Consider the following 12,406-nt stretch of genomic DNA (forward strand, 5'->3'; position numbering starts at 1 on the left):
AATCACCTCACTAACTGCAAATTTATTGTTATTGTCTCTGCTGCCGCTTCCTATTCTTAAAAAATGCGATAAGCAGAAGCAGTATAGGTACGACAGCAAAAAGTGGCATATGTAAAAGCAATCTTGCTACGTGCAATCCTTCATAAAGATGCTCTTGAAAATTACTAGCGATCGTAATCGACAAAAACAACACAATGATGCCTAAAGGATATGCCAGACGTGAAGGAGATTTAATTTTAAATAAAGTAGCTGTACTTATTATAGAAGCATAAAACAAGATGCTAACTTTAAAATAAATCCCAATAACCATAGCGAACATAAAAAATACATCTAGACGCTCTAAAAAATCAGCTACTTGGATTGTTTGGACAGTACTCAGAAGAGGGAACTGTGATCTTGTCGTCAAATCAACTCCAAGCACGCTAATGTTAATGATCATCGTAATAATTAGATTAATTCCGCTTAATCCCGTTGCGCATAGCATGGTGACATTTGCTTTTTTAGGGTTGCTTAAATAAGGCAGAAGCATGGTAAATACAATAGCTTCTGTGAAAGGGAAATACAGCGTTTCGGTTAAAGCAACTTTGGCAACAGGAAGTATTCCTTCTTTTAATACCGGCTGTAAGTTCTTAAAATCAATTAATCCTGAGCTAATAATTAAGATGAAGCCTGCAATAGCCAGAAAATACATAAAAATAAACAGAAGCTCTCCTGACCTCGCTATTGCTTCAATTCCTTTTCGGGTTATATAGATAATGACCAGCATCAATAAAGCATTGGCAATAAATAAAGGCGTATCCGGATAAGCAAAAGTAAGAAGCATCTCTCCGAAATCTCTCAGAACTCGCGATGCATCGTATAAAAAATACACAATATATATGAAGGCAAGAAGTGTTCCCAGTACCTTACCTAAAATTTTCTGCATATACTCTGTAGGCAGGAGGTCCGGATAGTAGGAATAGAGTTTATGATAGATTAAGAAGAAAAAAAGCTGCACAGCATTCCAATTAAAATAGCTAGCCACGCATCTTGTTTCGCTCCCATTGCAAGAGGGACTAATAGAGCGCTTCCCAGTTCAAATAAAACCATGAGAATAAATAATTGAGTGGCGCTAATTTTTGCTTTTTCCATATACCCAGTACCTCCTTGTCTTAGTGTTGTTTTTCTTTTACGCTAGAAAGAAATGATTTATTGCGCAGACCTGTTCGGCGAATATAAGCTTCTACCGTAACGTCTACATCTAATTTTGGAAAGTAAACGTCATCCCATTCTGATTTGAGTTTTTCCCACTGATTGGGGCGCGTGCGTTCCAGCGCTTCTCCAAATCCAAAGATATCAACTTTGTCTGTCTGAGCTTGTTTAATAGCCGTTTGTAATTCTTTTTTTATTTCTTTACCTGCAGCTTTTTCCATTTTTTTGATTACAGCAGGTTGACGTGTATCAACAGGGACCTCCACTTCTCCAAGATCGCCTTCTACACGAGTATGAACGGACGCATAAGGTTTTCCTTTTATCATTTTTACAGATACATCCGTTTTTTGACGAACTGTTTGATAGGCAAGCGCTTCTTTTTTTCCTTTCCAATCTACATTAATATCGGTTCCTTGTATTTTATCAAGGATCCAAACACTGCCTCTGGCTGGACTATTGTACAACCAGTCGATTAACTTTCCATTTTTAAAAACAGCAATGCCAGAAGCACGAAGGGTAGCTTCTGGTGCGCTTTGCTGGAGATTATCTAATTTTTCTGCTTGTTGAGGATTTCCAACTAAACGAAAACCCGATACTAGCGCTTCTCCTCCGGGAGATTCGAGAGATCTCATCACTTCTTGAAAGGAAACCTTTAGGTTTTCTCCCCATTTTCTTTGAGTGAACTCCAGCGTTTTCATAATTTTGTTTGCTGGAATTTTATCGACAGGCGTTAGTGCTTTTACCAAATCAGCAGCACTTGATTGGTTTGCGATTACTAAGGAAGTCGTAATTCGAAACTCAGGATCGCGATCAATAGAATCAATAAGAATGTTAATTCCTTCTTCACGCGCTAGTTTTTCTCCGATCACGACTAAGTTGGTATGGGCATAATAAAGTCTTCGGGAAATTCTAGCTGAAGCGCGTCTGCTTGCTTCAACTAAATTATCACCGGAAGCGGAATAGATCGTAACAGGCGGACTTTGAGTACCGCCGCCCCCTTGTAAGCCAGCTACATTTCCCGGGTTAATAATTTGAAAGGTAAGCTCATACCGCCCGTCTTTCGTTTTATCAATGCCCATTGCCGATACAAATGAAAGGTCCGTTAACTCTTTTTTACTCCAGCAGCTAGTAAGCAATACCATCATTATGGTCATTACCAGTAAAAATAAACTTTTACGTTTCATTTTGATCATCTTCTTCCATTTCCTGATTAATCATGCCTCTTGAAGAAGGAGGCTCAGGCTTTTGATGTTTGCTTTGACGAACTTTGTTATCACTAATTAATTTAGGTCTTCTTCTCATCGTCCACCAAGGTAACCGAAGCAATGTATCTTCATTGCTTACAGGAATAAAGGGTGCTAATGGCGTCATGTAAGGAACACCAAATGAACGTAAGCTGCACAGGTGTCCAACCCCCATTAAAAGAATAAGGATAATGCCATAGAAACCGAATGTAGCCGCTCCTAATATAAATAAAAAACGAATTAAACGCGCTGAAATAGCCATATCGAAAGACGGTGTGGCAAAGCTAGCAATGGCTGTAATCGATACAATAATAACCATAGCTGGTGAGACGATCCCTGCTTGGACCGCTGCTTGCCCAATAACAAGAGCTCCAACGATCGATACAGCAGAGCCGATAGCTTTTGGTAAACGAATCCCTGCTTCACGCAAAATTTCAAAGGTGACTTCCATAAAAAAAGCTTCCACGAACGCGGGAAATGGAACGGATTCTCGCTGTGCCGCAAGAGCTACAATAAGCGTTGTGGGTACCATCTCTTGATGAAATGTCGTAACCGCCACATACATAGCAGGAGCGATAAGTGAAATCATAAACATAAACACCCGCAAAAGACGAATGGACGTCGCAATATCAAAGCGTGCGTAGTAATCTTCAGCCGATTGGAAAAATTGAATGAACAAAGCTGGAGCGATAAGTACAAAAGGAGTTCCATCCACAAAAATAGCAATTCTTCCTTCCAAAAGGTTACCCGCCACCACATCGGGTCTTTCTGTATTATAAATAGTTGGAAAAGGAGTGACCGTTTGATCTTCAATTAGCTGCTCAACATAACCTGATTCCAAAATACTATCAATATCAATGTTTTTTAATCGCTTTCGAATTTCTTTTACAACTTTATCGTTTGCGATGCCATGAATATACATAAGAGTGACATCCGTTTTAGTTACCCGGCCAATCTTCATCAACTCTAGCCATAAGTCGGGTGTTTTAATAATTCGGCGCACCATGGCTAAGTTTGTGCCAATAGACTCAGTGAAGGCACCTTTTGGTCCTCGCACTACCATTTGAGTAGTAGATTCTGCAATGGCACGCTTTTCACCGCCTTGTGTACTCACGCTGAGTACGCGGTTTATGCCGTCGACAATAAGAAGGCTGTCACCGGACATTAAAGAAGAAAGTAAATCATTCCAGTTGTCTGCAAACGATACGTTACCCATTGTTACGATGTCTTCGGAAATTAACTCTAATGCATTTTGATCGTTTAGGTCGTTTTTTTGATTATCTTTCATAAGAGACTGCAGTAAGTAATCTTGAATAGCCTGATTATCTACAATCCCTTCTATGTAGACGATAGCAGCAGCCAAGCTGTTATTGACGCTTATTTTAAAATGACGAATCACAATATCTGAGCTGTTTCCAGTTTTCTCTTTAATGAGGGTAAGGTTTTCAGACAGCAGATTCTTAAGAGAAGACACTGTTTGTTCGTTGTTTGTTTGATCTGCCTGAGGTTGAAGTTTATTTTTAGATTTTTGATTTTTAAAGAACGAAGGCATAAATGAAAGCACCCTTACTATAGTTTTTATTAATTTGACCAAAAACCGTATAATTATGTAATTTTTAACAAAATATCTTTTGCATGACGGTAAATAAAAATGACGACCCTATGAGGTAAGTAATGATTAGGTGAGGAGAGAAAATGATGAAAATTATTGGAGTTAGCCTGCTGCTATTTGGATCTGTGATCGCTCTTTCTGTAGGAATTGATCTTTTTCAAGGAACAAACGTACTGCAGGCACTATACAATGCTTTAAGCCCGTTTCGTGTAATGGAAGTGGCCGAATTATTTGTCCTTTTTTCTCTTTTGTTTTTCTTTTTCGCAGAGTCACTTTATCTTGTTTTAAAGAAGCGTCAACAAAAGCAATAGTAACTTGGTGCAAAGAGGTTTTTATATCTTCACTATCGAAACAAGCGTATAGAGAGATAGCTTTGAGATAGGGGAGAACCACATGAACATTGAGACTAAAAGATTACTAATACGCAAATTTAAATATGAAGATTGGCAAGATGTCTACGCATATACATCTGATGCTAATGTCATGAAGTATATACCAGAAGGTGTTTTTAGTAAGACTGATGCGAAGAAATTTTTAAATGAAAATATGAAAGAAAATGTTAAAAATTTTCCAGTTGTATTAAAAAACAAAAAAATTCTAATTGGTCATATCGTCTTTTTTAACTATTTTGGCAACCATACTTATGAAATTGGCTGGGTATTTAATTCTCTCTATCATCAGAAAGGATATGCTTCAGAAGCGGCAAAAGCAATAGTGGACTATGGCTTTAACACAATGAAACTGCATCGGATTATTGCTACTTGTCAACCTGAGAATACGTCTTCTTATCGTGTTATGGAGAAGATTGGGATGAGAAGAGAAGGGTATTTTAAAAAATGTATTCCAACTGAAAAAGGATGGTGGGATGAATATTATTACGCGATTTTAAAGGAAGAGTGGAAATGAGCTTTACTTTTACGGAATTGCATTTTCCGAGTTATAAAGACGAAAACAAGCCCAATTTTAAAAAAATGAGCAGAACAGCAAACCAAAACGTCTAGGCAGACATACAATAACCTATCCATGAGAAACACCCCATGTTTGAACCTTCTTTGTTTTAGCAACAGAAAATTACGTTGAAAGGGAGTGCTTGTATGTCTAATGCTGGATGTGGATTTGGTTCTGGTTTCGCTTTATTAGTTGTATTATTTATTCTATTAGTAATTATCGGATGTAGTTGTTATAGCGGTGGTTACGGTGGCGGCTACGGCTGCTAATTATATCACTGAATAGCCTAAAGGATACCCTTTAGGCTTTTTTATGTTCATTATAAAAAGCTGGAAGAGATGATTAATCGGCAGGCTCAGTATCAACATGTGATTCAATTTTTTTCTCTTTCTGCAATTGATTAATAGAAGCCCAAGGCACGCGGCGAGGCTTGTATTCAATCGCATCGGTAGAATAAACGGCTACGCTTACGACTCCGCCGTGCACCTGCGCTCGAATCAACAAAGGATCACTATACGTATTTTTAAAATGAAAGTCAGGTCCATACCAGCTCACGGTAGCATCTCGCCCAGGAGGTACGTAGGAAACACTGCGGCTATGTGAGTAACGCTGCGTAATTGTTACGCCAGCGTTATCGACGGCGTTAAATAAGGTAGAAGAAACTTGGCAAATTCCTCCTCCAACTCCTTCAGAATACTCTCCTTTTACAATGATTGGCGCACGCATATACCCTTTGGCTGCCGTTCTTTTTCCGACGGTTTGATTAAACGAGAAAACTTCCCCAGGAAATATGACGCTGCTGTCTAGTGATTCAGCCGCAAGGGAAATATTGTGAGAACGATTTTTATTATGAGGGTTAAATAACGTATGATAATGACCGATTTGCTTAATTCGAATCGTTGCAAGCAGCTCCTTATCCACGCGAGGCGGAACAGGAAGCGTCGGGATTTCTAATGTTGACGTACCGCCGTTAAAAAAATAAGTATAAAATTTCTTCGCAAAATCTTTATGATATAGTTTGACACCCGCTTGCTCAGGAACAATTTGTCCGCTTTTATCAATGCGGGCATTTATGGGCTCTCTATATGTTTTTTTATCCAATTCTTTTAGAAGAAGATTGTATCGATCAAGATCAACCATAGGTACAGGAAGAAGAGGCACGGCCACTTTGTCCCGTTCAATCCGTTCAATTGGGTTACCGTCATGAGTAATAGATAGGTGGTCTTGTGTAGAAAGAGGTTGAATGAGCATTAAAAGTCCAACCATCCAAGTGAAATTCATATCATATACCTCGCTTTCACCTGTTAGTATGAATAAAATGAACCGTTTAATGTATAAGATTCACAAGCTCTTTTTTGTATTATTTTCCATGAGCTTAGCGTGTAAAAATTTCTATTTATAATTGTATGTGTACTTTCGCATATTACATAGAGAAACTACAAGGTAATGAGGGTAGACAATGACAAAATTAATGATTTTAGTCTTTATGCTTATTAGTTTTTTTGTGCATCCCCAAAAGATGAAAGCAGAAGAAAACCTTACGTACTTTCCCGTAAGTGACACAGGAAAAGTATTAAAGTGGAAACGTGTAGAAAGCTTACTGCCAAAGGGGAAAAAATTTAAAGTGATCGATGTAGAAACTGGTTTTTACTTTTATGTGCAGCGAAGAGCAGGCTCACACCATGCAGATGTTCAGCCGCTTACACGCCAAGATACAAAAATAATGAAGCACTTATATAATGGGAAATGGAGCTGGAACCGAAGAGCTGTTCTCATTCCGTTTAAAGGTCAAATGCTTGCAGCTTCCATGAACGGAATGCCTCACGGAGCCGGTGCGCTTGACAATGGGTTCCCCGGTCATTTTTGCATTCATTTTGCAGGAAGTACGACTCACAAGTCTCAAAATGTGGATCCAGGTCATCAGTTAATGGTATTAAAAGCAGGAGGAAAGCTTGATGAATATGCATTAAAAGCTGAGCCGGCAGAAGTCGTAAATATGTTTTTAACAGGATTAAAGCAAGATGACGATGCCTTAATGCAGCCGGTTTTGCGCGTGAAGCAAGAGCATAAGCTATGGACAAAACTGCATAGTATCTCCACTATTTATTATAAAACGGACTTATTTCATGCAAAAAAGTATAAAACAAAAGAGAAAATCGCCGTAGATTGCCTTATTTATTACGAAGATAAAGGGGCTCAAAAGACCACGATGGTTTTTACTTTAAAAAGAAACCCGTTAACAAACGGGTGGGAAATTTCTTCACTTACATTGTAAGTACTGATTAATGCTTAAAAACACATCTGACAGAAAACAGATGTGTTTTTAAGCATTTGTTTAGCTCTTTAGTCCTTCGCAATGTTATAGTGTAAAAACGTGCTTACATACGATAGAAAAGAATAAAAAAGGGTATAAGTAATAATATTACTCTTTCTACAAAGAACTCTACAGCAAGAAAGGAGAGGGTGTTTATTTTTTCATATTGGTTTAGCCGCTTAGTTGCTGCAGACCCTGGACGAAAAAGGCTCAAAACAGCTTCTAAAGCTACGATCAGCGTCATTACAGCGGTCGTTATTATGCTGATCGTATTAAAAGCAGCGGGAAGCTCACAAATTACCGCTGCTATTTTAGCAGGTGTAATCGGCCTGATGGGTATATTGGTCGTGAATGATGAAACAACAAAAGCAAAAAAAGTGACAACAGGCTTAGTAGCACTTTCCAGCGCCGTTTCTCTCGGAATTGGCTCGTTTTTATCACGATATGGACAAGCAGAAAATATTTTTCTTGTTCTGTTGGTGTTTTTGTCTTTTTATTTACAGAAATTTGGTATTCGCTATTTTTCCCTGTCGATGGTAGCATTTATGTCGTTTTATTTTGCTTCTATTTTACACGTCACATTTTCTCAGCTGCCGTGGCTGTTAGCTGGCGTTGTAGTAGGAGCTTGCTGTGCATTTATCTATAATTTTGTTATCTTTAAAGACCGGCCTGCCAACGTGCTGAGGTCTTCAATGAAATCATTTCATATTCAAGTGAATTTGGTGCTTGATTTAATTATTGAGTTAATTCAAAAGAAACAAATTGAACCGGCTCAAATCAAACAATATAACCGCAATATTAAAAAACTAGCAGAGTATGCCCGTGTAGCATCAGAAGAGCTTGGAAATACAGATCCCCACGACATATGGCCTGGCGTAACAGCTGAACAGATGCGCCTTTATGTATTTGATACAGTTATGCTGCTTCAGACATATTCCCCGGCGATTCGAAAGCTCAGTGAATTAAAAGCATTTAATCATTTTGACATTCAGCAGCTGCTGTTAAAGCTAGTGGAATCGATTCGCGAAGCAGAAGTATTAAATGAAAATCCTACTCATTCCTTAACGGATGCAGCTCAGCATCTGCAAGAGCTGCGCCAAAAATTAAGTGAACTCGAACCTCAAGATAAAAGGTATAAAGACTGGCTTTACTTAATCCGCCGTATCGAAACGATATCAAATCACGTGATTGATGAAGCCTATGAGCTGCAGCAAGCAATTGTGAAACAAGAAAAACAGCCTCAAAAAGAAGCGGAAGAAAAAGAAGGCGAAGAGGACAATGATGAAGAAAAAGGATTAAAACCATCTACGAAAAAGTCTATTCAAGCGGTCATCACCGCTGTTGCCACATTAATATTTGGCTCTTTTTTATCTCCATCGCATCAATATTGGGCGCTGTTAGCAGGCTATCTAGTGCTTCTTGGTACAGAAACGATAGGAAGTACGTTTGTAAAAGCCGTGCAGCGAAGCGTAGGAACGCTTTTAGGAGCAGCTGTTGGCTTTGTTGTCGCAAGCTTTGTCTCACCCGGGATACTTGAAATAACGCTGCTTTTTATCTGTGTATTTATGGCTTTTTATTTCTTTCCTATTACGTATTCGTTTATGAGCTTTTGGATTACGATGATGCTCGCCTTTATGTATGACATGCTTCTTGGGGGGATTTCAGAGAGTTTATTACTAGCTCGCGTATTAGATACAGTTGTAGGAGTTGGAATTGGTTTAGCCGTATCTGCTCTTGTGTTTCCTAAAAGAACAAGAGATAAAATAACCGACACCTCAGTAGAATACGTAGCGGCTTTAAAAGAATTTGTTCACACTTATTTGCATCGTTTTACGAAGCAGTATGCGTTGGCCAATTTAGCTGATAAAGGAATGGAATTAGAAAAAAAGCTAAAACAGCTTCATGTCGATTCAGATCCTATTATCAAAGGTTTCGTTGGCCGTTCACGTCTTCAGCAATTTTTGACCGTCTTTACCGCCATTAATTATTACGCCAAGCATTTGGTAGCTTCTTCTACTAGAAACGGGGCTTTTTATAAGGAAGCAGAATTTCATGGCGTAGTAAAGGAAGTGGAAGAGAAAGTAGCAAGCAACTTCACTCAGCTTGAAAAAGCGTTACGAGGAGAAAGAGGAACGTATGTATACACGCTTGAAGATGTAAGACAAAAGATTGAACAATCTTTAGATTATTTTGATACGTCCGTTCAATCAAGAAATTTACAGCATCTTCAGCTGCTGCATAACATTTATTACGTATGGAAAATCAATCAATCGGTTGTTCACTTAGCCAAAGAGCTAGGGGCAGAAGAAATAAGTAGTGAAGACTAAAAACCAGCGAATATTTCGCTGATTTTTAGTCTGATGAATAAGGAGACGTATCTTTTCTAATCGTTCTCCACGTTGTTTTAAGACCGGCATAGCTGCCAATTGCAGCGTATCCATAAAAATATCCCATAAACAAGCCGGCAATAATATGATGAGGATGACTGATAAATACTGAAAAAAGCACGCCAACAGCTAAAGCAATAGTCGGAACATATTGCTTTTTAGGATGGAAAAGCCATTTGATCAGCTGCGTCACGATTAATACGATAGGAACGCCAATGACTGCGTCCCAAAAATTTGTATGAATTGTAGGGAAATCCATATTCAAGCACCTCGTTAAATGTGTTAGATGTAAGGTTATCTATGCTGCTTACCTTAAAACACTTCAGTTAGTTATGAGGTGCTCCAGGTGAATAATAATAAGGTGGAATTTTAAGCCAGCCTTTTTGCTGCATCAGACTTTTCACTTTTGATCCTAATATGACCTTTTCAGTGTGGAATTTTAGCCACATCAATCCAATATCGGTTCTAATAGACTGTCCCATATTTGTGCTGCACATGACGATATTAGAGGCAACTTTTACAGATATTAAGTTAGCGATTTCAGAATCCGTTGCTTTTGCTCCTAATGGAATGCTGTTAGGGTCGGATTTGGGATTGGTAGCCGGTATTTCAGGAAGCAGGATTCCTTCTTTAACCATTAATTTCTTTAGGGTATCAATCTGAGATTCAGCCAGGTTTTTTGAGTCTTGAATAAGCTTAAGCAGTTCACTGTTGGTTGTTGTATTAAGACAGGTTTCTAAGGCAGGTACTTCTTCCGCTAAAGCAGTGAAATATAACCAGCATCCCATAGCCTCACCAATATGTGGGGGAGGGGGCGAATCATCTGTAGAAAAGTTCTTTATATAATCAAGTAGTGTCTCAATGACGTTAATCATAACTTTTCACCCTTTATATAGTTTATCCATCTCCATTATTACCTTCAGCAGAAAAGGATAAACACAGCTAAGAAATGCTACATATAAAATTGATTATGATGAGTGGAAGAAAAAGCATCTCACGCAGCCATTTATAATGATGACAGTACATTTACTGTCACCACATCTAAAGGTATAAAAATTGCGGCAATGCGTACTAAATATGTTAGGGCTAGAACATGAAGTAAATAGAAAAAAATCTCCTTGCTCATTAAGGAGATTTTTTTATCAGATGTGTTATATCGTTTTTCTCCGATGCTCTCTCCATAAAGAAGTTAAATCCTCTGACCAATATTTATAATCAAATACCGTTATATTTTTGCTAGGCATAAAAACATTCAACAGCCAATTAACCCTTAATTTGTCTCTGACGCCTATCGTTTTATCGTTTTTACAGCAGCCTTCATCACAGGGTTTATCGTGTATCTTGTAAGGAATATTTTTAACGACTAATCCATTTTTCACACGTTTTGTGTACTCAATTCCTATAATCAATATATCACTCCTCACAGTAGCTCTTATCTTCATAATCATATGTATGAATGACTTCTTTAATGAAAGGGTAAAAGGGAGGAAGACAAAAATAAAAAAGCCCTGCTGTAGGGCTTTTAGATTAAGCAACTTTTGATGCAACGACGATGACTTTACCGTGATCTAATTCTTCTTCATAGCGTTCAGCTTCCGGCTGTGATAATCCTAATGAACGCATCTTGGCACGAAGCTCGTCTCCTCGAGAACGAAATACATTCGCAATCGCATCAAAAACACCTTGTTCAGAAAGACCGATGTTGTTTGTATTTGTTGCAGCTGTTAAATCCTCGGAGCGATCTTGATGGTGTGCAAGTAAATAAACTTCGTCTTTTGTAAATCCTTCACGCAAAAATTGTTCAATTGTATCTTTTGCCTGTACGCCATTTTCAACTACTTTTACATTTACCATTTCAAAAAACCTCCTTGTATGATAGCCAACTTTCTTGAATACGTTGAGTAATGAAGAGAAGCTTAAGTAACTTATCTCCTTGTTTTGTGTATACACGTTATTGGAAGAGATAAAACCTATTTTATGAAATTGAGTTAAAAAGCCTAATATAGAAGAACAAGGAAAAACGATTTTATTTTTAAGGAGAATCTGGTGAAGGATAAGCGGGAAGAAGCTTTAGTTAGCCTTTTTCCTGCATCGTTTTTTTTTTTTTTTTGACCTTTTAAGGTACAGTACAAACTGCAAAAAGCCTGGATCTTAAACAGCTAAGATCCAGGCTTTTTGCATACATGAGAAATTTAAGATGAAAGACGTTCTTTTTGTTTTTCATAAACAGAAGTAGACTCGTTCCATGTATATCGACCATCTTGTAATTGAATGGTTGCGCTGAATGGACAGTCTATTGACGTTTCTGCGTCATCTAAACTACTTTCAAGTAAATTTTTTTTAAATCGAAGCAAATCTTCTTTTGAAGCAACTCGAAAAACCATTTCTAACGTAAGATCATCGTCCATTGCATTGTGTAATTGACTAATACTTTTGCGGAATTCTTTATTATATTGGAGCATAATTTTAATATCTGCTACGCAAGCAACACCAAACACATCTTTCACAACAGACTCAACCGTTAACTGAGTTGTGGAAGCATATGTTGAAATATTACGCTGTGGATTTTCTAAATAATAAATCGTTTCTACAGGATGTCTCGTGATAAGCACCTCTTTCCTATTCTTAAGTATACAGGAAAAAAGAATGGAATGGGGAAAGATTTTTAGGAAAGGAGTCCTGACATACATAAAAAGACTGTTTGTAAACT

At 37.9% G+C, this 12,406-nt stretch carries 13 protein-coding genes and 1 pseudogene; 5 read left to right on the forward strand and 9 right to left on the reverse strand.

Annotation, left to right across the window (positions count from 1 at the left end; translation table 11 throughout):
• Positions 1-28: 28 nt before the first annotated feature.
• From MKY06_RS11495 to MKY06_RS11505, 3 genes and pseudogenes are all read right to left on the reverse strand, one after another.
• Positions 29-1,131, reverse strand: a pseudogene (locus MKY06_RS11495) (GerAB/ArcD/ProY family transporter).
• A 20-nt stretch (positions 1,132-1,151) separates the two neighbouring features.
• Entirely contained in the window at positions 1,152-2,375 is a 1,224-nt protein-coding gene (locus MKY06_RS11500; protein WP_063672855.1) for a Ger(x)C family spore germination protein, read from the reverse strand.
• Positions 2,365-3,987: a spore germination protein gene (locus tag MKY06_RS11505; RefSeq protein WP_289914143.1), complete on the reverse strand. Its 1,623-nt coding sequence runs from the start codon at positions 3,985-3,987 to the stop codon at positions 2,365-2,367. Before MKY06_RS11505 ends, MKY06_RS11500 begins: the two co-directional genes overlap by 11 nt.
• Positions 3,988-4,133: 146 nt before the next feature.
• On the opposite strand from MKY06_RS11505, the gene MKY06_RS11510 reads away from it, so the two are divergent.
• From MKY06_RS11510 to MKY06_RS11520, 3 genes are all read left to right on the forward strand, one after another.
• Positions 4,134-4,358, forward strand: coding sequence for a hypothetical protein (locus MKY06_RS11510; RefSeq protein ID WP_029321624.1), 225 nt, complete (start codon positions 4,134-4,136; stop codon positions 4,356-4,358).
• 82 nt (positions 4,359-4,440) lie between these two features.
• Positions 4,441-4,953, forward strand: a complete 513-nt coding sequence (locus MKY06_RS11515) for a GNAT family N-acetyltransferase (protein ID WP_013056947.1) — start codon at positions 4,441-4,443, stop codon at positions 4,951-4,953.
• 188 nt (positions 4,954-5,141) lie between these two features.
• Positions 5,142-5,264: a YjcZ family sporulation protein gene (locus MKY06_RS11520; RefSeq protein WP_013056948.1), complete on the forward strand. Its 123-nt coding sequence runs from the start codon at positions 5,142-5,144 to the stop codon at positions 5,262-5,264.
• Between the two features lie 73 nt (positions 5,265-5,337).
• On the opposite strand, the gene MKY06_RS11525 is transcribed toward MKY06_RS11520, so the two are convergent.
• Positions 5,338-6,276 (reverse strand): VanW family protein, encoded by a 939-nt coding sequence (locus MKY06_RS11525; protein WP_029321627.1) that lies wholly within the window; start codon positions 6,274-6,276, stop codon positions 5,338-5,340.
• A 178-nt stretch (positions 6,277-6,454) separates the two neighbouring features.
• On the opposite strand from MKY06_RS11525, the gene MKY06_RS11530 reads away from it, so the two are divergent.
• Positions 6,455-7,270: a hypothetical protein gene (locus tag MKY06_RS11530; protein ID WP_098277842.1), complete on the forward strand. Its 816-nt coding sequence runs from the start codon at positions 6,455-6,457 to the stop codon at positions 7,268-7,270.
• Positions 7,271-7,458: 188 nt separating this feature from the next.
• Entirely contained in the window at positions 7,459-9,636 is a 2,178-nt protein-coding gene (locus MKY06_RS11535) for an FUSC family protein (protein WP_098277843.1), read from the forward strand.
• Positions 9,637-9,661: 25 nt separating this feature from the next.
• Here the strand turns inward: MKY06_RS11535 and MKY06_RS11540 are convergent, their stop codons facing one another.
• From MKY06_RS11540 to MKY06_RS11560, 5 genes are all read right to left on the reverse strand, one after another.
• The gene (locus MKY06_RS11540) at positions 9,662-9,955 is read right to left on the reverse strand and encodes a hypothetical protein (RefSeq protein ID WP_013056952.1); all 294 of its coding nucleotides are present in this window, start codon (positions 9,953-9,955) and stop codon (positions 9,662-9,664) included.
• A gap of 67 nt (positions 9,956-10,022) precedes the next feature.
• Complete coding sequence (locus tag MKY06_RS11545; RefSeq protein WP_098277844.1) at positions 10,023-10,571, reverse strand: DUF3231 family protein; 549 nt, start codon at positions 10,569-10,571, stop codon at positions 10,023-10,025.
• 276 nt (positions 10,572-10,847) lie between these two features.
• Entirely contained in the window at positions 10,848-11,105 is a 258-nt protein-coding gene (locus tag MKY06_RS11550; protein ID WP_041816554.1) for a hypothetical protein, read from the reverse strand.
• A gap of 118 nt (positions 11,106-11,223) precedes the next feature.
• A complete protein-coding gene (locus MKY06_RS11555; protein ID WP_013056955.1) occupies positions 11,224-11,550 on the reverse strand; it encodes a general stress protein in 327 nt (108 codons plus the stop codon).
• A gap of 338 nt (positions 11,551-11,888) precedes the next feature.
• The gene (locus MKY06_RS11560) at positions 11,889-12,308 is read right to left on the reverse strand and encodes a hypothetical protein (RefSeq protein ID WP_029321639.1); all 420 of its coding nucleotides are present in this window, start codon (positions 12,306-12,308) and stop codon (positions 11,889-11,891) included.
• Positions 12,309-12,406: the final 98 nt, after the last annotated feature.

Origin of the sequence: Priestia sp. FSL P4-0332 (assembly GCF_038005845.1) — a bacterium.
Classification (GTDB): domain Bacteria; phylum Bacillota; class Bacilli; order Bacillales; family Bacillaceae_H; genus Priestia.

Excerpts from the sequence above, each read along its gene's own strand:
- MKY06_RS11500 (WP_063672855.1), bottom strand. The coding sequence starts at position 2,375 with ATGAAACGTAAAAGTTTATTTTTACTGGTAATGACCATAATGATGGTA.
- MKY06_RS11505 (WP_289914143.1), bottom strand. The coding sequence starts at position 3,987 with ATGCCTTCGTTCTTTAAAAATCAAAAATCTAAAAATAAACTTCAACCT.
- MKY06_RS11510 (WP_029321624.1), top strand. The coding sequence starts at position 4,134 with ATGAAAATTATTGGAGTTAGCCTGCTGCTATTTGGATCTGTGATCGCT.
- MKY06_RS11515 (WP_013056947.1), top strand. The coding sequence starts at position 4,441 with ATGAACATTGAGACTAAAAGATTACTAATACGCAAATTTAAATATGAA.
- MKY06_RS11520 (WP_013056948.1), top strand. The coding sequence starts at position 5,142 with ATGTCTAATGCTGGATGTGGATTTGGTTCTGGTTTCGCTTTATTAGTT.
- MKY06_RS11525 (WP_029321627.1), bottom strand. The coding sequence starts at position 6,276 with ATGAATTTCACTTGGATGGTTGGACTTTTAATGCTCATTCAACCTCTT.
- MKY06_RS11530 (WP_098277842.1), top strand. The coding sequence starts at position 6,455 with ATGACAAAATTAATGATTTTAGTCTTTATGCTTATTAGTTTTTTTGTG.
- MKY06_RS11540 (WP_013056952.1), bottom strand. The coding sequence starts at position 9,955 with ATGGATTTCCCTACAATTCATACAAATTTTTGGGACGCAGTCATTGGC.
- MKY06_RS11545 (WP_098277844.1), bottom strand. The coding sequence starts at position 10,571 with ATGATTAACGTCATTGAGACACTACTTGATTATATAAAGAACTTTTCT.
- MKY06_RS11555 (WP_013056955.1), bottom strand. The coding sequence starts at position 11,550 with ATGGTAAATGTAAAAGTAGTTGAAAATGGCGTACAGGCAAAAGATACA.